At 51.8% G+C, this 18787-nt stretch carries 22 protein-coding genes; all 22 read right to left on the bottom strand.

Annotation, left to right across the window (positions count from 1 at the left end; translation table 11 throughout):
• Positions 1–290: 290 nt before the first annotated feature.
• Positions 291–869, bottom strand: coding sequence for a SpoIIIAH-like family protein (locus VXK30_RS08060; RefSeq protein WP_275717813.1), 579 nt, complete (start codon positions 867–869; stop codon positions 291–293).
• A 24-nt stretch (positions 870–893) separates the two neighbouring features.
• Positions 894–1484, bottom strand: a complete 591-nt coding sequence (locus VXK30_RS08055; protein WP_275717812.1) for a stage III sporulation protein AG — start codon at positions 1482–1484, stop codon at positions 894–896.
• The gene (locus VXK30_RS08050; RefSeq protein ID WP_275717811.1) at positions 1474–1950 is read right to left on the bottom strand and encodes a stage III sporulation protein AF; all 477 of its coding nucleotides are present in this window, start codon (positions 1948–1950) and stop codon (positions 1474–1476) included. Before VXK30_RS08050 ends, VXK30_RS08055 begins: the two co-directional genes overlap by 11 nt.
• A complete protein-coding gene (locus VXK30_RS08045) occupies positions 1947–3086 on the bottom strand; it encodes a stage III sporulation protein AE (protein WP_275717810.1) in 1140 nt (379 codons plus the stop codon). The genes VXK30_RS08050 and VXK30_RS08045 overlap by 4 nt, the downstream gene beginning before the upstream one ends.
• Before the next feature lie 2 nt (positions 3087–3088).
• Positions 3089–3478, bottom strand: a complete 390-nt coding sequence (locus VXK30_RS08040; protein ID WP_275717809.1) for a SpoIIIAC/SpoIIIAD family protein — start codon at positions 3476–3478, stop codon at positions 3089–3091.
• 3 nt (positions 3479–3481) lie between these two features.
• Positions 3482–3676, bottom strand: a complete 195-nt coding sequence (gene spoIIIAC, locus VXK30_RS08035) for a stage III sporulation protein AC (protein WP_038323975.1) — start codon at positions 3674–3676, stop codon at positions 3482–3484.
• Positions 3677–3694: 18 nt separating this feature from the next.
• Positions 3695–4135 (bottom strand): stage III sporulation protein AB, encoded by a 441-nt coding sequence (locus VXK30_RS08030; RefSeq protein ID WP_275717808.1) that lies wholly within the window; start codon positions 4133–4135, stop codon positions 3695–3697.
• Positions 4122–5141 carry a stage III sporulation protein AA gene (locus VXK30_RS08025; RefSeq protein WP_275717807.1) on the bottom strand — a complete coding sequence of 340 codons (1020 nt, stop codon included), beginning with the start codon at positions 5139–5141 and terminating at the stop codon, positions 4122–4124. Before VXK30_RS08025 ends, VXK30_RS08030 begins: the two co-directional genes overlap by 14 nt.
• A 105-nt stretch (positions 5142–5246) precedes the next feature.
• Positions 5247–6821, bottom strand: a complete 1575-nt coding sequence (locus VXK30_RS08020) for a DUF4153 domain-containing protein (RefSeq protein ID WP_275717806.1) — start codon at positions 6819–6821, stop codon at positions 5247–5249.
• Positions 6822–6832: 11 nt separating this feature from the next.
• A complete protein-coding gene (locus tag VXK30_RS08015) occupies positions 6833–7042 on the bottom strand; it encodes a helix-turn-helix domain-containing protein (RefSeq protein ID WP_275717805.1) in 210 nt (69 codons plus the stop codon).
• Positions 7043–7055: 13 nt separating this feature from the next.
• A complete protein-coding gene (locus VXK30_RS08010) occupies positions 7056–7502 on the bottom strand; it encodes a DUF2975 domain-containing protein (protein ID WP_275717804.1) in 447 nt (148 codons plus the stop codon).
• A gap of 225 nt (positions 7503–7727) precedes the next feature.
• Complete coding sequence (ligA, locus tag VXK30_RS08005) at positions 7728–9707, bottom strand: NAD-dependent DNA ligase LigA (RefSeq protein WP_275717803.1); 1980 nt, start codon at positions 9705–9707, stop codon at positions 7728–7730.
• A gap of 34 nt (positions 9708–9741) precedes the next feature.
• Complete coding sequence (yunB, locus tag VXK30_RS08000; RefSeq protein ID WP_275717802.1) at positions 9742–10389, bottom strand: sporulation protein YunB; 648 nt, start codon at positions 10387–10389, stop codon at positions 9742–9744.
• 115 nt (positions 10390–10504) lie between these two features.
• Positions 10505–12478: a bifunctional 4-hydroxy-3-methylbut-2-enyl diphosphate reductase/30S ribosomal protein S1 gene (locus VXK30_RS07995; RefSeq protein WP_275717801.1), complete on the bottom strand. Its 1974-nt coding sequence runs from the start codon at positions 12476–12478 to the stop codon at positions 10505–10507.
• Positions 12475–13074 (bottom strand): lysophospholipid acyltransferase family protein, encoded by a 600-nt coding sequence (locus VXK30_RS07990; RefSeq protein WP_275717800.1) that lies wholly within the window; start codon positions 13072–13074, stop codon positions 12475–12477. Before VXK30_RS07990 ends, VXK30_RS07995 begins: the two co-directional genes overlap by 4 nt.
• A 4-nt stretch (positions 13075–13078) precedes the next feature.
• Positions 13079–13714: a lysophospholipid acyltransferase family protein gene (locus VXK30_RS07985; RefSeq protein ID WP_275717799.1), complete on the bottom strand. Its 636-nt coding sequence runs from the start codon at positions 13712–13714 to the stop codon at positions 13079–13081.
• 13 nt (positions 13715–13727) lie between these two features.
• The gene (gene cmk, locus VXK30_RS07980; protein ID WP_275717798.1) at positions 13728–14402 is read right to left on the bottom strand and encodes a (d)CMP kinase; all 675 of its coding nucleotides are present in this window, start codon (positions 14400–14402) and stop codon (positions 13728–13730) included.
• On the bottom strand, positions 14399–15667 hold the full coding sequence (locus VXK30_RS07975; protein WP_275717797.1) for an NAD(P)/FAD-dependent oxidoreductase: 1269 nt from the start codon (positions 15665–15667) through the stop codon (positions 14399–14401). Before VXK30_RS07975 ends, cmk begins: the two co-directional genes overlap by 4 nt.
• Positions 15639–16523, bottom strand: coding sequence for a MurR/RpiR family transcriptional regulator (locus tag VXK30_RS07970; RefSeq protein ID WP_275717796.1), 885 nt, complete (start codon positions 16521–16523; stop codon positions 15639–15641). The genes VXK30_RS07975 and VXK30_RS07970 overlap by 29 nt, the downstream gene beginning before the upstream one ends.
• A gap of 153 nt (positions 16524–16676) precedes the next feature.
• On the bottom strand, positions 16677–17210 hold the full coding sequence (locus VXK30_RS07965; RefSeq protein WP_275717795.1) for a hypothetical protein: 534 nt from the start codon (positions 17208–17210) through the stop codon (positions 16677–16679).
• A 22-nt stretch (positions 17211–17232) separates the two neighbouring features.
• On the bottom strand, positions 17233–17874 hold the full coding sequence (locus VXK30_RS07960) for a J domain-containing protein (protein ID WP_275717794.1): 642 nt from the start codon (positions 17872–17874) through the stop codon (positions 17233–17235).
• Positions 17858–18763 carry a DUF5685 family protein gene (locus VXK30_RS07955; RefSeq protein WP_275717793.1) on the bottom strand — a complete coding sequence of 302 codons (906 nt, stop codon included), beginning with the start codon at positions 18761–18763 and terminating at the stop codon, positions 17858–17860. Before VXK30_RS07955 ends, VXK30_RS07960 begins: the two co-directional genes overlap by 17 nt.
• Positions 18764–18787 lie beyond the last annotated feature (24 nt).

Raw genomic sequence — 18787 nt, 5'->3', positions numbered from 1 at the left:
ATATTTTCAAACATCCACGGGTACATTATACCACAATCTTTTTCAGAATCAAATATTTTATCTGATACTACAGCAATTCCATTTCAGCTTGCAAGATAAAACGCGTTCCTTCCCCGCCTTCGGCGGGGAAGGAACGCAACCTTGTTGCAGAATCAACTGGAAATGCTGTAATTTCTCAATAATCAGCAGAAATAACTTTCGGTTTCTCCTGTTGTTTATAGAAAATCAGCATAAACAGAAAGGAATTGAAAATTCTATGTGCGGCAATCAGGTTGTAAAATCCGGGGACGCTATTTTACTTCGACGATTTTAATCTTGTCATACGAGACGCCCGACTGGCCGGAAACAATGTCTTTGATGACAATCGCGTTGTTCTGTGAAGAATCGTTCGTTTTCACCACAACATTGCACTCCGAGTTCTGGAGAAAGACCACGCAGTCCGAAAAGCCCTTTGCCTTGATCAGGCTTTCGGCATTGTTCTCCTTCAGAGTATTCTGCGCGATAACGGCCGCCTGTGCGACCGCATCCTTTTTCGCCGCATCGTTGGACTTCGCGTCGGTCAGAACCTTTTCCAGAAGCTCAACCGCCGTGTCTCTGGCTTTCTGGCGCGACAGGCGCGCCTCACTGAAATAGCTGGCCGCAGGCGCGTTCGCCTGTACGGATGATGATGAGCCGGAAGTCGTCTTGGACGACCCGGATACCGGAGCATCCGCAAGCTGGGCTTCCCCGAATTCATGATCCACCGTTGAGGTAACCGCGTTGGTGGCGAGCAATTGATTGTCGCCCGAGAACTGCCAGTTTAAATACACCGCCGCACCGAGCGCCACAATCAAAGCCGCAAGAACAAGCTGACGCTTTCCCATAGTCATAGAATAAATTCCCCCCGTTTAAAATTATTTTGCTTTTATAACGCATACCCGCACAGAAGTAATATCCAGCGCTGTTGTCACAGCTGAAATAATATCCTGCTGTACGGCCGGATTGTCGCCGCCGTCACAGACAACGACAACACCCTTTATGATCGGCTGAACCTCAGTTACCGCAAGCGCTTTCTGGGCGCCGTCGGCATCCTTGACAAGTATGTAAGTGGTCTCCGTGTTGTCATTCGCCTCGTTTTTGGTGGTAGAACCGTCGGATTTGTCCTCGGTGGTCTGATTGCTTCTTTTTTCCTCGGTAGCGTACACATACTGCTTACTCCGTTCAAGCGTTACCAGGACCTTGGCCTCCCCTGCCCCCTGTATCCGGTTCACAATATCCGTCAGGCTGGTTTCCAACTCTTTGGCGTACTGCTCGGCCGTAACCACGGACTGGGACGACACGTCTTTCGTATCGGTGCGGTCATGGTTCAGATAGCCCGAGAGGAAAATCAGGGCGATTCCGATCAAACCGCCGATAATAATGAGCTTGCGGTAAAAATCGTTTTCCACCAGCTTAGAGAAAACCGTCTTCTTTTCCTCCTCAAAGCCGCTATCCTTAGCTTTCATCGGAAGATACCTCCATTTTCAGTCCTAACGTTTTTTCCAGATGAGCCGAAGCCTTTTCTCTGTCCTTGCCATATCCTTTTGCCAGAATGACAACCACCTTGTTAATTGATATGCTGCCATCTTCGTTTGTATCCATAATCACATTAACATTTTTGCATTTAATATCGATATTGTTCAACTCCGATACGACCAAGTTCGTAATACTCTCCTGCGCGGCGGCGGAATACTGCTTTTCCACCGTTTTTTCAAGCTGTGAATTGACCGGGCTGTCTGAATCCGTCTGAATGCTCATGGAGATTTCCGGCACGATTTTTGCGAGCGGAACGATCAGCGCGCAGATCACAAAAGCGCCGATGACAAATTTGACCATCCTTTCCATGGAGCCGCTTGGAACAAGCCCCTGCAGCATTGCGGCGACAAGGGCCGCCATGCAGATTGCAGCCGACCATTCCCTGACCGCGTTCATGACCCACCTCCGATAATCAGCAGAATCACGGTGGAAACCATCAGGATCATCATACAGCACAGAATAATACTGATCAGCGTTTCGATCACGTCTCCCGAAGCCTTCAGCAGCGAGCTGATTTCCTTCAGTTCAAAGATATCGCCGATCCCGATGCAGACCTGAAGGGTCAGCAGCCAGACAAGGCACTGAATAAGAATCGGCAGGAAAACAAAAAGCCCCGCAAGCAATCCGAACGCACTGACACCGGATTTCAGCATTTTGACGCACCCGTTGATGGTATGGAGCGCCTCCCCCAGCGCGTTGCCCACCACGGGTACGAAACTGCTGACGACAAACCTTGCCGCGCGGGTCCCCGTCGTGTCCAGCGCGGTTGCGACAATGCCGTGCATGGTCAGCAGTCCGGTAAAGATGGTCATACAGAACCCCATAATCCATTTCACTGCCTTGCTGAAAGCTGCACACAGCCCGTTCAGGTTGATATTCGGGGAAATCGCAGACACAATGGAAAGCGCCAGAAAGATATTCATCATCGGAACCAGAATATTGGAAGACAGTAGAGAAATCACATTTCCCGCCGCCATCATCAACAGATTGTAGGAACCGGCCGTAGCAGGTTGTCCGGCCACGATCATGATTCCCGCCAGGACCGGAACACAGGCCAGCAGAAACCCGGCGGCCGTTTTGATCACCGCTGCCGCGCTGGAAATACACGACACAATCGGATTCACAACGATCACACAGATACAGAGCGTGGAAACCATGCCGATGACTCCGCCCAGCGACTTTTCCCCGAAGGAAAGCTTCATCCCGTTCAAAAGCGCGCACAGAAGCATGACCGCGATTACCGAAACCGCCGCCCGGAACGGCTCCCCCGTTTTGCCCGCTACCACGGAAAGGATCTGGTCAAACAGGCTTTTCGGCGTGATGGAGGGAATGCCTTCCCAGTTGGTATCCTCAATTCCCATCTCTTCCAGCGCTTTTCTGGTGTCATTGGGCAGTTTGTCCGCAAGGTCCGCCGCCCCGCTTTCCTGAAGCTGGCGGGAGTAATAATCGTCCTGTTTCGACGCGGCGTGCACCGGCAGGGAAAACGCCGTCATCAGGAGCAGCAGAACGGCTAAGCATACAATTTTTTTCATCCTTATCCACCAATCAATCCTACCGCCGTGCTTGCGATCTTTTCAAAGAGCGGCAGCGACAACACCACAATCGCGATTTTTCCGGCGAGCTCCACTTTCGAAGCCAGCGCGCTTTCCCCCGCATCCCGGCAGGAATCGGCGGCGAACTGCGCCAGAAAGCAGATTCCAAGGGATTTGAAAAGAATTGCGGCGTACTCCGCGGAAAGTCCTGCCGAGGAAAGCAGGGTATTGATCTGCTGAACCGCGGGGGCAATATTCTCCAGTATCGCAAACAGGATGAGAGCACCGGCGCAGATACTGACGACGACGGAATATTCCTGATGATACCGCCTCAGCATAACCGCAAGAATCGCCGCGATCACTGCAATTCCCGCAACGGCAATCATATTCATGGCTTACAAACCGAATATGGATTTAATAGACTTAAACAGAGCGTCTATTTGCTGGATAATCATCATGAGCACTACGATCAGACCGGCAATAGTCGTCATCATTGCCTGGTCTTCCCTGCCCGAACGAATCAGCAGCTGGTTCAGCACCGCAACGATGATGCCGATCGCAGCAATTTTAAAAATCAAATCCACATCCATTTTTTGATTCCTCCATCCTTAACATAGCAGGAGTGCCGCCGCCATTCCGGAAAACACGCCAAACATTTGATACAGCCTTGATTTTCGTTCCTTTTCGCCCCTTGCCTCTTTCAGGTTCTGGGCTGTGAGCTCATAATAGAGAGCGCAGTGCGAAAGCTGCCCATCGGTATCGCTTACGCCGAAGCCGCTCCCAAAGCCTTTCAGCAATTCCACATCTTTATCGTTAAACCCGCCGCTTTTCGCACAGCCTTTGACCCCGGCCTGCCACGCGGACTGGAAGTCTCCGCTCTTTTGAAAAGAGTCCCCGCACTGCCGCAGAAACTCCAAATCGCTGCCGTGCCTCTGCACGATCTGCTCTACCGGCAGCGCGGAAAAGCGGATTTCCGTCTGTGCGGAGGAAACAAAACGCAGAAACCGTTCGAGCTGCTCCACCCGCACGGCAAGCCTATGCGACTCCATATACCCCGCAAGCGCCCCTGCGGCTATCAGAATCAAAGCGCCCGTCAATTTTAGCAAGCAAATCACCAGCCTTGTAAATTCCTTGTATTTTTCCCGGTTCCCTGTGCCCGTTCAGCATGGCCACACAGCCGAAGGCCCCTGTTTTCAAGAGGCGCACCGCCTGTTTTTTCATCAGGAATTCCTCAATGCTGCCCGCGTGAATGGAGGAAATCATGCTGACGCCCGCGTTCAGGCTCTGCTCCACCGCGGCAACCTCGTCGTTTCCGCCAAGCTCGTCACAGATTATGAATTCCGGAGAAAGACAGCGGACGGCCTGCATGATTCCTTCCGCCTTGGGGTACCCGTCCAGCACGTCGCAGCAGAAGCCAAGGTCGTTCTGCGGTATCCCCAGACAGATACCGGCCAGTTCCCCGCGTTCGTCGACCACGACCACCTTCCGGATATCCCCGCAGGTGCCGCTGGACAGCTGGCGGGCAATGTCGCGCAGGAGGGTGGTTTTTCCGCTTGCGGGCGGGCCGGCAATGAGCAGGCCGGAATGAATCTCCTTTTTCAGGGAATGAAAAATTTCGGCAGCCGATCCGGGAATCTCCCGGGAAACGCGGATGTTGATGGAGGAAATATCCCGGATACCGGTAATTTCACCGTTCTGGAACACTGCGGTTCCGCTGATGCCGACCCGGTGCCCCCCGGCCAGCGTGACAAACCCGTTTTTGATCTCATTCTGATGGCTGTAAATCGAATAGCTGCAGATATTCCGGAAGCATTCCTCAATATCTTCCCTGGTGGAAATCATGGCATCCCTGCCCGGATAGCACGTCAGTCTTCCGGTTTGATTCAAAAAGTAGATTCCGCCCGTACAGCAGATGGAAATTGGTTTATTGACGCGGAGCCTGATCTCCTGCGCCTGTTTTTTAATGTCTCCGGGCAAAAGCGAGAAATGGCCTGCGATTCTGCCGCAGATTGCTTTTGCCGCCGAGTCAAATCTTGGGTCGCTGTAGTTATCCATATCCCTTGTCCTCTCTTTCAATAACATAGATATGGACAACTTGGCCGTGTTAGAACCAAAAAAATAACTCCGCGGGAGGATTTCCCGCGGAGCCGATTTCTCTTTTTATTCCATTGGAAGGCGGAGAGCCGTCCATTTCTGCAGATTCATCTGCTGAAATTCGATTTTCTGCGGATTCTGATCCCGCAGAAAATTTTCCAGATCCTTTTTTAAGGAAGCATCCTTTGTATTCCGGTACAGTTCCAGCGCATAGGGCTTTGCAGCATCCGGAGCGCCGTACATGATACCTACGTCGACCGTTTCCAGCGTCCCGCTTTGGTACCGGCCGATATTATACCTGACAATCCTTCCGTCGATATTTGCGTAGCAGAGGATCAGAAAGCTGACGGCGCAGGTCAGTACGATGCTGCGAGCCAGATTGATCTTTTTAAACCGGGAGACGATAATAAGGACAAAAATCACCGCCAGAACCGCCATGAACCAACTGGTATATACCCGTTTCGGGGTCAGCCCGTAGCGGGCGATATACAGAATCATCTTGCTGAGGGCGGAAGCAATCAGCAGAAGGGTCTCCGTTGAAAGGAAAATATGAATGGCCCTCATCAGGCGGAATTCCCCTTCCTCCCTCCGGATCAGTACGGAGGAAAAAGTGATCACGGCAAAGTTGATCGTCGCGACTTTGCAGAGCTCAAAGAACCCCCGCCGGGCAAATTCCGCAAGCGTCAGCCCGTTCTGCCCCTGCCCCGAAAAGGCGCTGAACAGGGAGGCTGTCTGCGCCCCGAAGAAAATCAGGTACAGAATGCACAGGAGCACGATTCCCGTTACAGCGGCGGCCGTGGGAACGACTCTGCACTTTTCGGAAAATTTAGCGGCTTTCTCAGCCGTAATTGAGTCGGCCCGCCTTTTCTGGATATTGCCGTACAGCAGGCCGAACAGATAGCTTCCCGTCAGAAAGGCCGGAAGAAGCCGGAACAGAAAATTGACGATATGGGTTCCCACGTCGGCGTAAAACTGCTTCACCAAAGCCTGAAATGCCCCGTCCGCCTGCATCAGAAGCGAAAGGACAATCCAGAGAACCGGAAGCGCCGCCAGCGCGCCGCCCAGTGAAGCCAGAAGGACCCTGCTTTTCTTGTTTTTCACCGCCGAACGCCGGATGATTTTGGAAGCGCAGCCGAAATTCAAAAACGGGATTTTGAAAAGCTGATTCACCATATCGGGCATAAAACAGGCACCCAGCCTTTCTTCCATCCGGCCCGAGGTCAGTACCGCGACCCAATAGACCGCGCAGCCCATCAAAAACAGAAAGTTGAGAAACTGCAGAGAGACATTGGTGAACAGGGAAAAATTGACGGACGACAGAACCACCAAAGCCAGCCAGAACCAGCTGTTTTTCGGAACGGGTTTTCCACGGTTTTTCAGGTACAGAAGTACCAACGTACAAAACGCAGCGGTAAAGAGGGTCACGCCCAAGCCAAAGCATTCCGGCGTAATCAGCCAGACAAAAAGATAACCGCACACCAGAAACAGCAGTGCAAACAGGGTATCCGTACCGGTAAAAGGAATCGGGATTTCCGATCTTTTAGCGGCGGGAATTTGGCCGTACCCCAGCGTTGAGGGCAAAACAGGCGCACCTGTGGTTACGGGTACCGAAGCGGTCCCGTTTTCTTCAGCGATATTCATAGTAATCTCCTTTATTCCGTATCGGTATATTCCAAAATATCCGCGGGCTGGCACTTCAGCTCACGGCACAAAGCTTCCAGAGTGGAAAAGCGGATTGCCTTCGCCTTATTGTTTTTTAAGATGGATAAATTCGCCGGCGTGATTCCTACCTTTTCCGCAAGATCACCGGAGGTGATTTTCCGCTTCGCCATGACGACGTCTAAATTAATGATAATGGGCATATTTTTCCATCCTTTAAATCGTGAAGTCATTTTCGCTTTTCAGCTCAATCGCCTGCTCAAAGACGTTTTTAATGACACGGATAATCAGCGCAAAGAAAGCGCAGGCTACCGCGACAATAAAAAACGAGGCATAATAAAAGCCCGAACCAAAAGTGATGACGCCAGCGGCGATACAGCTCCAGGAAATAATCCGCAGCATTTTTGTGTTTTCCAGCACAAAAACGCTGCCCACACGGATATTTTTCAGCAGGGTATTCAGGCAGTAAAGCAGGATAAAACCCGGTACCGCGCAAAGATAGATGGTGACGCGAAACGGCAGGTGCAGCGCCTGTATCGTCGGAGCATCCCCGAAATACCAGCTGACAATCGCGGGCGCGGCGCATACGCCCACCGCCAGCAGGACGGCAAACAGTCTGGTACAGAAAATAGAAAGCGTCAACGATTTTGAGTTGTTCCACATACAGCAGAATCCCCCTCCTGTGTTTTCCTTTGTATTATATCATATCAATTACTAATTATCAATATTATTTTATTGTTTATCGATATATTTTATTCGTTGTTCAATAATTCTGATGAAATATATTTGCAGCCAAAGGATTTATTTGCGCTGCTAAAAAAATGACATAAAAAAATCGCGGAACACAAAACGTGCTCCGCGGATTTTAAAGCATTCTATAAAAAGTCACTATTGAATCATCTCATTGAATTCCTCTTCGGAAATGACCGTTATTCTTAGCTGCTGCGCCTTTGTCAGCTTGCTGCCGGCGTCTTCTCCCGCCAATACATAATCGGTCTTTTTAGAAACGCTGCCGGACACCTTCCCGCCCATCTTTTCTATGATGGCGCCCGCCTGCGTCCGGGTCAGGGTCGGGAGCGTTCCCGTCAGCACAAAGGTCTTGCCGTAAAAGCGGTTGTCGTCCACCACTGTTTTACAGAGCATATTGACCCCCGCGTCGCGCAGCCGGCCGATCAGATGCGCCGTATTGTCCAGTGCGAAAAACTGAACGACACTGTCCGCCATTACCCCGCCAAAGCCGTCGATCGCGGCGATTTCTTCCGCCGTAGCATGGAAGATCGCGTCCATATTCCGAAAACAGGAGGAAAGCAGTTTGGCGGCCTTCAGGCCGATATGGGGAATTCCGAATGCATAGACCAGCCGGTAAAGGTCGTTTTCCTTCGACCTCTCAATTGCGTCGATCAGATTCTGAGATGATTTTTCACCCTTGCGTTCCAATGACACGATCTGGTCGTGACGCAGAGTATATAAATCCGCAGGAGAGGAAAGCAGTCCCTGCTGAATCAGCTGTTCAAGCACCGCCGGGCCAAGTCCTTCAATGTCCATGGCATCGCGGCTGGAAAAATGGATCATGTGGCGCAAAAGCTGCGCCGGACACTCGGGATTGGTGCAGCGCGTAGCCGCCTCACCCTCCTCGCGCGCCACCCTGACCCCGCAGGACGGACATACCCCGGGCATGACATACGGTTCGGAATCCTGCATATGAGATACAACGGAAACGACTTCCGGAATGATTTCCCCGGCTTTTCTCAGGATGACGGTATCACCGATACGGATATCTTTTTCATGGATAAAGTCTTCATTGTGAAGCGTGGCGCGGCTTACCGTCGTTCCCGCCAGCGTGACCGGCTCAAAAACGCCCGTCGGGGTCAGGACGCCGGTACGCCCGACATTGATTTCAATACTGAGCAGCCTGGTTTCCTTCTCTTCCGGCGGATACTTGAACGCTTCCGCCCATTTGGGAAATTTTGAGGTGCTCCCCAAAACATCGCGCTGAACAAAGGAATTGACCTTGATGACGGCGCCGTCGATGGAATAGTCCAGCGAGCCGCGCAGCTCCCCGATCCGGTTGACCTCGGCTATGACCTCCTCCACCGTGGAACAGGAGGTAAAAAAAGGCGGTACGGCAAATCCCAACTCCTTTAAAAAGTTCAGGGCATCATCATGGTTGTGAAGCTCCTCTCCGACCAGCTGCTGCACATTGAACACAAAAATGTCCAGGGTGCGGGAAGCGGTAACCCTGGAATCCTTCTGCCGGAGGGAACCCGCCGCGGCATTGCGCGGATTTTTAAAGGGCTTTTCATCGTTCAGCTCCTGACGCTCGGAAAGGCGGAAAAAGCTCTCATGCGACATATATACCTCACCGCGCACTTCCAGAAACGGCAGCGGCCGGGTCAGCTGTTTCGGTACGGTGCGGATGGTTCTGAGATTATCCGTTACATCCTCTCCAACCGTGCCGTCTCCACGGGTGGAACCCCTGACAAACTGGCCGTCACGGTACTCCAGCGAAACGGAAAGACCGTCAAATTTCGGCTCAACAATGTAGACCGGGCGGTCCACGGCAGCACGCACCCTGCGGTCAAAATCAATCAGCTCCTGCTCGGAAAAGGAATCGTGCAGGCTTTCCATGGGAACGGTGTGCACGACGGGCTGAAATTTATTCAGGACCTCCGCGCCAACCTTCTGCGTGGGAGAATCGGGAGTGACCAGCTCCGGAAACTGTTCTTCAAGCTGCTGCAGACGGCGGTACATCATATCGTACTCATAGTCGTCGATTTCCGGCGCGTCTTCCGTATAGTACTTTTTATTATGATATTCGATTTGCTTCCTCAGTTCTTTCAGCTGCTTTTTCGCTTCTTTAACATCCATGAAAATCAACCCTCTCGCTACTAATAATAGCAGATTAATTTATGTTTGCAACTACCTGCGGTACATCGCCTACAATGATTGTTTCCGCAACGGGGACATTGGTGTCCACTTCCGTAGTGGTATCAAAACCCGGCAGAAAAGAATACACACTGGTGTGCACATTCAGAATGATCTGATGCTTCGTCTGGTTGATTCCGGCGGACTCAAAGGTGCTTTTGAAGTCCGCGTTCACGTTTCCGGAAAGCGTCAGCCTGAGCGGCACCTTCGGGCCCCAGCCATGAAGCAGATCACTGCCTGTAAGCGTTCCCAAAGGAACGCCTACATCCATATGGCCGTCGTCTCCGATTTCCTTCTGTACATTGGAGATAATGGCAGATTTCAGTTCATTCATCTTTACCATCTGCGTTGTAATCGCCAATATTTTGCCCCTACTGTCCCGTTCCACCGATACCAGATCCTGATAGGTCACCCCGTTTTGGGCCAGCTCTTCGGTTACGGCGTTGTTAATGGTGTCGATGGATTGAATGCGGGCCTGATTGGTCGTAATCGATTTGATGATGGGACGAAAATGGGAATCAATTAATATTATAAACCCCAGACAAAGAATTATGACAATCAGCGATTTCCAGTAAATTCGCGTATGTATACGGTTACCATATCCGAACCTGTGCCACCTTCTCATAGCAACACCTCCCAAGTCTCATACCTTCATAATACTCGGAAGGAATCAAAATGTGAAAGGACAGCAAAAAAGCGCAAAGAAACCTGAGTTCCTTTGCGCCGTTTACGATCGAAAATTATTCGGCAGGTACCTCTTCGACAGCCTGCTCAACAGGTTCGAGCAAAGCTCTGATCGAAAGGCTGACACGCTTTTTGTCAAAATCGATCTCGGTGATTTTGGCTTTTACAACGTCGTTGACCTTCAAAACATCCTGCGGCTTTTCGATTCTGTGATCGGCGATTTGAGAGATATGTATCAAACCGTCGATACCAGGAATAATTCTTGCGAAAGCGCCGAAAGCGGTCATGCCGACAATCGTAACATCGCAGACTGTGCCCACAGGATAATCACGCTTGAGGATTTCCCACGGATTGTCCTCCGCACGCTTGTAGCCAAGGGAAATCTTACCCTTTTCCTGATCGAGTCCCTTGATATAAACCTGAACCGTATCGCCGACATTGACGACCTCGGAAGGGTGCTTGATCCTGCCCCAGGAGAGCTCGGAAATATGGATCATGCCGTCGATGCCGCCCAGATCGACAAACGCGCCGTAAGCGGTCAGAGACTTGACAACACCGGTATATTCCTTGCCTTCCTCCGCGGTTTCCCAGAACTTCTCCGCCTGTGCTTTTCTCTCGTCCTTCAGTACGGAACGGATGGAGCCGACAGCGCGTCTGCGGCCGCGGTTTACTTCGATAATGCGGAATTTGACTTCTTTCTTCAGCAGGTCCTCCAGCGGATCGCCGCGGGAAGCGGTAGCCTGAGAAGCGGGGATAAACACGCGTACGCCGTTTGTGACAGCGATGACGCCGCCCTTGATGACTTCGGTGACAACGCCGGTCAGAACAGCTTCGCTTTCCTCAGCTGCGGTAACGGCTTCCCAGCCCTTCGCGGCATCCAGGCGCTTCTTGGAAAGCATGATGGTGCCTTCCTGATCGTTGGTACGCATGATGAGAAGATCCATCTCATCGCCTACCTTAACAAGGTCCTCGGGCCGTACGTTGGGATCGGCGGAAAGCTCCGCAGCAGGAATAAAGCCGGCCTGCTTTCTGCCTACGTCGACATAAACTTCGCTGGGAGTAATGCCGACAACTACACCGTGTACCTTTTCATCTGTATTTAAATTCTTTAGGGATTCCTCGAGCATTTCCTCGAAGTTTCCCTCGGCATTATTCTCCATTAAATTTTGACCAGCACCCTCATTGATTTCTGACATGGTATCAAGTACCTCCTTTATAATGCTTGCCGGCGTTGAAGCACCGGCAGTAATGCCAATACATTCGGATTCTTTTAGAACGGACAGCGGCAGCTCGTCCGCTGTTTCTATCAGATAAGTGGTGCAGTTTTTCATGCACACATCACGAAGTTTTGCTGTATTGGAACTTTCCCTGCCGCCGATCACAATCATTGCGTCGCACTGTCTGGACAGAAACTCCGCTTCCGATTGACGCTTAGCAGTCGCATTACATATTGTATCAAAAATTGTTGCATTTGTATATACCCTTTTTAGCATTTCCAAACAATTTTCCCATTCAGAGACGCTGAAAGTCGTCTGAGCAACCACACAGGGAGAATCTTCCTGTGCAACCGGAAAACGTTCCAAAATATTTTGCAGCTCCGCGGCATTTTTGAAAACATAACATTTTCCTGTGCAGTGCCCCCGGATACCCTCTACTTCCGGATGATGGGCATCGCCGGCAATCAGCACCGTTTTTCCCTCAGCGGAAACTTTTGAAACAATATGGTGTATTTTTGCGACGAAAGGACAGGTTGCGTTCACAAAATCGGCTTTTTTCTCAAGCAGGCTGTCATAAACCGCCTTCGGCACTCCGTGGGAGCGGATGACCATGGTCGAATCCGGAGGTGCCTGATCGGGCGAATCCACGATTGTCACACCGCGCGAGGCAAGCTGCTCCAAAGTCTGCGGATTGTGAATAATCGGGCCCAGCGTGCAGACCTTCTTCCCCTGGTCCAAAAGCCCATTGACCATTTCCACTGCCCTGTTCACGCCGAAACAGAAGCCAGCGGAACGGGCGACGATGATTTTCAATGTTTTTCCTCCAGCATGTTGTTGATTTTTTCCGCGATCATTCCCGCCGCCGCGCGGAGGGAAACGGACGAATGGTCCTTCAGTCCCAGTTCCTCAAAAGGAATCGGCTCCCCGAAACGGACGGTCACCCGGCGAAACGGCCTGATGACGCCGTCGCAGTAAATGGATACCGGCAATACAGGCGCCTGTGCTTTATAGGCAAGCATGGCCACCCCGGCTTTCGGACGGAACGGCGCGTTGTCAAAGACGCATTTCCCCTGCGGGAAAATCCCCAGAATCCCGCCGTCATACAGGATATGCAGAGCGGTCTTCATGGACTGCGCGTCGGCGCTTTCCCTTACAACCGGGAACGCACCCATGCGGTACAGCCACCAGCAGACCAGCCTTCCGTGATTTTCAAAGAGTTCGGACTTCGCCATATAACGGACCTGCCGCCTGAAAGGCGCCGCAAGAAAAAGCGGGTCGATCACCGATTTGTGATTGCTGCAGACAATCAGCTTTCCGCTGCCGGGAATATTCTCGACTCCCCTGTACTGTACCCGGTAAATGAGCCGGGCCAGAGGGGCAGCCAGACGAAGACAGAAAAAATACAGCATTCTTTTAGACCCTTGCGGCCAGAAAAGTGTCCAGGTCCCGCTCGCGAAGCTCGGCTATTTTCTCCATCACAAAACGGGAAGCACTGCGATACTCGCTGCCGGAGCCGTTTTCAATGCCGAGTTCGTCCGGCTGGATCAGCTTCCCGTACGACACCATGCATTTGTGGAACATTTTCGGCACCCCGCCGTCCTTTGCAGTAATGCAGCACGGCAGAATCGGGGCGTTGTATTTATGGGCAAGCATCACCGCGCCCGCCTTCGGCTGAAGAAACTCCCCCGTTTTGGAGCGCGTACCCTCAATAAAGACACCCAGCGCCTGCTCGTTTTCAAGCAGCTCTCCCGCACGGTTGATCGCTGTTTTATTGCTTTTTCCCCTTTGTACGGGGAAAGCGCCGAGTGAAGAAAGCAGCAGCCCCAACGCTTTGTTTTCAAACAATTCCGCTTTGGACATGAAAAAGATCTGACGCTGCTGCGTAAAAGCCAGCCGAACCGGATCCGACAGGCTGAGATGGTTGCAGCACACAATCACCCTGCCGTATTCCGGCATATTTTCCCTGTTATTCACCCGATAGGGAATAAAATATTTCAGAAAGCCCTGAACAAAAATCTTGCCAAAATTATAAAGCGGCGTACGTTTCATAGTCTCACCAGTTTCATTTATTATATTGCAGATTTTCTTTAATAATTGCAACCAGCTGTTTCACCGACTGCTCCAGCGTATTGCCCGTAGTGTCCACGATCACGGCGGCTGCAGCGGGGACAAGGGGCGCGACGGTACGGTGCGAATCGTTGTAGTCCCGCGTTTTCAGATCGCTCAGCACGTCGTCATAATCCGCATGCTCACCCTTTTTTATCATTTGCTCGTATCTTCTTCGGGCCCGTTCCTCCGGAGAAGCAGTCAGAAAAATTTTGACCTGCGCGTCCGGCAGCACGACCGTTCCGATATCGCGGCCGTCCATAACCACATCATTGTTCTTTGCGATATCCTTTTGCAGGGAAAATAAGAAATCCCTGACGGCGGGAATCGCCGAAACGTTGGACGCCGCCATGGAAACCTCCGCGGTGCGGATCGCGCTGGAAACGTCTTCTCCGCAAAGGATCACCTTCTGCTCCCCGTTTTGAAAGGTCAGCGTAAGATGGACCTGCCGAAGCAGCGGAGTCACGGCACGGGCGTCCGACGTGTCCACTCCCTGTTGCAGCATATAAAGCCCGACGGCACGGTAAAGCGCGCCGGTATCTACGTAAATAAAGCCGATTTCCCTGGCCGCACGGCGGGCGATCGTGCTTTTGCCCGCTCCGGCAGGCCCGTCAATGGCAACTGCAGTCATTCGTTTTCCTCCTGCCTGTTCAGTGAATTTGCCGCAAGGCGGCCGGTGCAAAAAGCGATCTGCAGATTGAAGCCTCCTGTGTATGCATCCACATCGAGCACTTCCCCGGCAAAATAAAGTCCCCTGACCAGCTTTGATTCCATGGTTTTGGGATTGATTTCCGAGGTTTTCACTCCGCCGGAAGTGACAATGGCTTCCTCGATCGGCCGGAAACCAGAAATGGAAATTTCAAAGGATTTCAGCAGGCCCGCAAAAGCCCTGCGCATTTCTTTGGTGATCTGGTTGCATTTTGTTTCAGCGGGAATCCCGGATTTTTCTACGACGATGGGAATCATTTTACTGGGCAGCAGAGCCGACAGCGAATTTGAAAAGTCCTTGTTATGGTTCAATTCAAAATCGCGCTGAATCCGGGCGTCAAGCTGCTCCGGAGAAAGCGCCGGCTTCAAATCGATCGAAACACGGTAGCGCCCCGGCGACATCTCCCCCATATGGGCGCTCGCGCTCAGAATCATGGGGCCGGAAACGCCGAAATGCGTAAAGAGCATTTCTCCGAAGTCTTCGTAGATATTTTTTTTCTTTACCGTATCCCACACCTTTATGGCGACATTTTTCAAAGAGAGCCCCATCATCCTGCGGCACTCTTCGCCGTAAGCGGTCAGCGGAACCAGAGAAGGACGCAGCCGGGTCACCGTATGCCCGGCCTGTCTGGCAAGGCGGTAGCCGTCGCCGGTGGAACCGGTCCCGGGATAGGAAGCGCCGCCGCAGCAGACCACAACGGAATCGGCCGGAATTTGGGAACCGTTCTGCAATTCCACGCCGAAAACTACATGGTCTTTTAAAATCAGCCGTTTTACCTCGCCGGTTATGACGTCCGCCCTACTGTCCCTCACAAAATCGACCAGCTTATCGACTACGTCGGCCGCTTTGTCCGACTGCGGGAACACCCGGTTTCCTCGCTCCGTTTTGACCGGAAGTCCCAGCTCCTCGAAAAAGCGGATGGTGTCCTGCGGGGAAAACCGGTTGGCGGCGCTATAAAGGAACCGTCCGTTTGACGGAACGGAAGCGATGAAGGTCTGCACGTCGCAGTTGTTGGTGATATTGCATCTGCCCTTCCCCGTAATCATCAGCTTCCGGCCGGAGCGGGTGTTTTTTTCGACCAGGCAGACGCGCAGCCCGTTGCCCGCAGCAGTCCCGGCGGCCATCAGGCCTGCGGCTCCGCCGCCGATAATCAGCGCGTCATAAGGCCGGTTCAATGGATTTATCATCTACCTTTTCATACACTCCGTATTCATCCCAAATATCTTCCAGACGCTTAAACACCTGAGAAACCTCTTCCGACTTCTTCAGCGTGGTCGTAACAATCAGCGCGTTGATCAGGCTGAGCGGCGCCACCAGCGAATCCACAATGGATGCGATATCGCTGCGGGCAAGCAGAAGGTTGTCCGCCTCCATTGCCAGAGGGGACAGCGCGCTGTCCGTAATGGCAACGACCGTAGCACCCCGGTTGTGGGCAAAGTTCAGCGCTTTGACCGCCTTTCTGGAGTACCGGGGGAAGCTGATGCCGATCACAACATCCCGCTCGTCCACGCGGATCATCTGCTCAAAAATCTCACCTTCGCTGGTAGACTGCACCAGAAGGACGTTTTCAAAAATCAGATTGAAGTAATAGGATAAAAAGGTGGCCAGAGCTAAAGAGCTTCTCGCACCTAAAATGTAAATTTTGCGCGCCTTGACAATGGCGTCCACCGAACGGTAGAAGTCCTCGTGCGGCGTTTCCTCCATGGTCCTGCGGATAATATCGATGTCCTGATTGAAAACGGAATCAAGGATATCGTTGTTGCCGATGCGGCTCGCCGTTACTTCCATTCTCTGGACGGAGGTAAGCTTGTTTCGGATCATCTCCTGCATGGCCTGCTGAAGCTCCGGGTACCCGGTGTACCCTATTTCCGTCGCGAAACGGACGACCGTCGACTCGCTGACCCCGACGGTTGCGCCCAGCTTGGAAGCGGTCATAAACGCCACCTTGTCGTAGTGTTCCTCAATATATTTTGCAATCAGCTTTTGCCCTTTTGAAAAGTCGCCCATCCTGTTTTTTATTCTGACGGCTAACAAATTATTCATTCTACCAACTCCTGTTACTCATATTAATTCGAAACGGAATAAAAATCAAGTGCCTTTCTATGTTTTTGCAGGAAGTAATTCCCCGCGATTCATTTTTCTGCCCTTCGCAAAAAAAATCCCCCTTTACAGGGGTAGTATTAGCATAACCATCTCTTATTTCAGCCATTTGCCGACAAACCGGTGGAATCTCTGAAAATACAGGGCAACGAGGGAGGAAATCGCGTAGTCATACACGGCGAACACAAAATTGCCGGCAACCAGAAAGACCCACGGAAGATAAATCCCGAAAACGGTAAAGCTGTCTTCCGGTACGCCGAGCACCCGGATGCTGAGAAAAAATCCCAGGATCATCGCGGCATTAAAGACTCCAAATTTCAGGAAATAAGACAAAACACGGCGGTGCAGCCCTTCAATCTGCGCTTTCAGAATCGGGTAATAGCCGAAAAAAACGATGAACAGCATGGCGGCCTCTTTATCCCCCGCAAGCAGAAGAGAAAGAACCGACGACGCAAGATAGACAGGCCACGCCCAGCCCACACCCAGCTCGACGACGACCACGATGAGTAAAATGCCTGCAAACGCGGGCAAGGCATAGGTTCCGATGGAAATCAGTCCGGTCAAAAACATCGTCACGGTGCAAAGCGCCGTTATGACTCCGCAAAAGGCCAGACGAATCGTTCTGCTCAAGTCGATTCCTCCCCGAACAAAATCAGCAGCAGGGGATCAAATCTCCGCCCATACATTCGCAGCAACAGTCGGTACAAATCAAGGAAGAGCAGATATCGCACCCGCTGCAGCTGCCGGTGCGCGGCACATTGGGGTTGTACCCTCCATACACGCCGTTGCGCTGATTGGTAACCTGATTCATAGCGGCGCGGTACTCGCCGTTGTAGGGGTCCATCTGGCAGGCCCTGGCAAAATTATTGTAGGCCTCTTCCAGCCAGCCCCTTTTGTACAGCACGGTCCCCTTTAAGAAATACCATTCGGCATTCCTGCTCTCCGACGGAACGCCGTTGAGAATCTGTTCCGCGTCCGCAATGCGGCCCAGCATAATCAGATTCCGCACGTCATTGAAGCCGGAGGAATAGGAATTCCCGTAGCTCTGGCCGGTATAGCCCGTATTTGGCGCCGTATACCCGGCGTAGCCGCCGTTTTTCTGCTGTTTTCTTTGTGCGACAACCGTATCGTAAGCCTCGTTAATTTCTTTCATCTTTTCACCGGCAAGGTCGGCGATCGGACTTCCGGAATAATTATCGGGGTGATATTTTTTGGCAAGTTCGCGGTAAGCGGCTTTTATCTCGTCGTCTGTCGCGTTTGGAGATACTCCCAATACCTTATAAGGATCTGACATGCACTTTCTCCTTCTTAAATAGTAATTCTTTTTGTATTTCCGGCAAGCCCTTCAAAACAACGTTCTGAATGATCTCGCCAAAATGATCCAAATCCAAAATATTCAAAGCGGCCGTCAGTTGGGAAAGCGTCAGGTTCAGAACCTCATTTGCATAGCTTTTCGCCTTTTCCAGTTCCTCCGGACTGCTGGCATCATTTAAGCCGCATTGGATAATAAACGGGTTGAACGACGCTGTTTTCAGATCCTTTTCCATATCGTCCGCAGCGTCAATAATATATACCCAGCGGCCTAAAAAATAACCAAACTGCCGCAAAATCCGTACTTTGGGAGAATCCGGTTCCCCGTCCTCCCCGGCAGAAGCCTCAAAAACCTGCTGCAGCATCTTTGCCGTCGGCTCCGCGCAGGAATCAAGGCACGGGTCGGGCGACTGCTCCGCGGCATTCTGTTCTTCCATGGAAGCCGAAATAATCGCGTCCAGCCGGGGAAAATCGGCGGCAGCTTTTCTGTGCGCCCGCGTAGCGAGAAGCAGCAGGGCATAAGCGCGAAACTTTCCCCAGAAGCGGGAATCCGCAATATCGTCCCTGATTTTATAGTAAGTCATAATGACGGAAAGGGCTGAAGCAGAGACGAATTCCGGTTCCCCGGAACTGCAGAAGGTGCATTTTTTTAACGGATTGACAACGCAGCGTCCGCTTTGAAAGCCGGGACACTCCGGACGAAACGCAAGCAGCATCAGTGCATAGAAAGTGCAGTCATAGCTTAAAGTAAGACGCGACACCATTCCGTAGCTTTTGCCCAGCTGACGGCACAGGGAACAGTATACCCCCTTGTACTGTTCATACTCACGGACAAGCAGCTCCGATTTTTGCGGTCTTACATAACCAAACACAGAATCATCCTTATAATCATAGCA

This window comes from Caproiciproducens sp. CPB-2, from assembly GCF_036287215.1.
In the GTDB taxonomy this organism is placed as follows: domain Bacteria; phylum Bacillota; class Clostridia; order Oscillospirales; family Acutalibacteraceae; genus Caproiciproducens.
The sequence above is the reverse complement of the archived record's forward strand: the minus strand, read 5'-3'. Positions and strand labels throughout refer to the sequence as shown.

Excerpts from the sequence above, each read along its gene's own strand:
- VXK30_RS08060 (WP_275717813.1), bottom strand. The coding sequence starts at position 869 with ATGACTATGGGAAAGCGTCAGCTTGTTCTTGCGGCTTTGATTGTGGCG.
- VXK30_RS08055 (WP_275717812.1), bottom strand. The coding sequence starts at position 1,484 with ATGAAAGCTAAGGATAGCGGCTTTGAGGAGGAAAAGAAGACGGTTTTC.
- VXK30_RS08050 (WP_275717811.1), bottom strand. The coding sequence starts at position 1,950 with ATGAACGCGGTCAGGGAATGGTCGGCTGCAATCTGCATGGCGGCCCTT.
- VXK30_RS08045 (WP_275717810.1), bottom strand. The coding sequence starts at position 3,086 with ATGAAAAAAATTGTATGCTTAGCCGTTCTGCTGCTCCTGATGACGGCG.
- VXK30_RS08040 (WP_275717809.1), bottom strand. The coding sequence starts at position 3,478 with ATGAATATGATTGCCGTTGCGGGAATTGCAGTGATCGCGGCGATTCTT.
- spoIIIAC (WP_038323975.1), bottom strand. The coding sequence starts at position 3,676 with ATGGATGTGGATTTGATTTTTAAAATTGCTGCGATCGGCATCATCGTT.
- VXK30_RS08030 (WP_275717808.1), bottom strand. The coding sequence starts at position 4,135 with ATGGAGTCGCATAGGCTTGCCGTGCGGGTGGAGCAGCTCGAACGGTTT.
- VXK30_RS08025 (WP_275717807.1), bottom strand. The coding sequence starts at position 5,141 with ATGGATAACTACAGCGACCCAAGATTTGACTCGGCGGCAAAAGCAATC.
- VXK30_RS08020 (WP_275717806.1), bottom strand. The coding sequence starts at position 6,821 with ATGAATATCGCTGAAGAAAACGGGACCGCTTCGGTACCCGTAACCACA.
- VXK30_RS08015 (WP_275717805.1), bottom strand. The coding sequence starts at position 7,042 with ATGCCCATTATCATTAATTTAGACGTCGTCATGGCGAAGCGGAAAATC.
- VXK30_RS08010 (WP_275717804.1), bottom strand. The coding sequence starts at position 7,502 with ATGTGGAACAACTCAAAATCGTTGACGCTTTCTATTTTCTGTACCAGA.
- ligA (WP_275717803.1), bottom strand. The coding sequence starts at position 9,707 with ATGGATGTTAAAGAAGCGAAAAAGCAGCTGAAAGAACTGAGGAAGCAA.
- yunB (WP_275717802.1), bottom strand. The coding sequence starts at position 10,389 with ATGAGAAGGTGGCACAGGTTCGGATATGGTAACCGTATACATACGCGA.
- VXK30_RS07990 (WP_275717800.1), bottom strand. The coding sequence starts at position 13,074 with ATGCTGTATTTTTTCTGTCTTCGTCTGGCTGCCCCTCTGGCCCGGCTC.
- VXK30_RS07985 (WP_275717799.1), bottom strand. The coding sequence starts at position 13,714 with ATGAAACGTACGCCGCTTTATAATTTTGGCAAGATTTTTGTTCAGGGC.
- cmk (WP_275717798.1), bottom strand. The coding sequence starts at position 14,402 with ATGACTGCAGTTGCCATTGACGGGCCTGCCGGAGCGGGCAAAAGCACG.
- VXK30_RS07975 (WP_275717797.1), bottom strand. The coding sequence starts at position 15,667 with ATGATAAATCCATTGAACCGGCCTTATGACGCGCTGATTATCGGCGGC.
- VXK30_RS07970 (WP_275717796.1), bottom strand. The coding sequence starts at position 16,523 with ATGAATAATTTGTTAGCCGTCAGAATAAAAAACAGGATGGGCGACTTT.
- VXK30_RS07960 (WP_275717794.1), bottom strand. The coding sequence starts at position 17,874 with ATGTCAGATCCTTATAAGGTATTGGGAGTATCTCCAAACGCGACAGAC.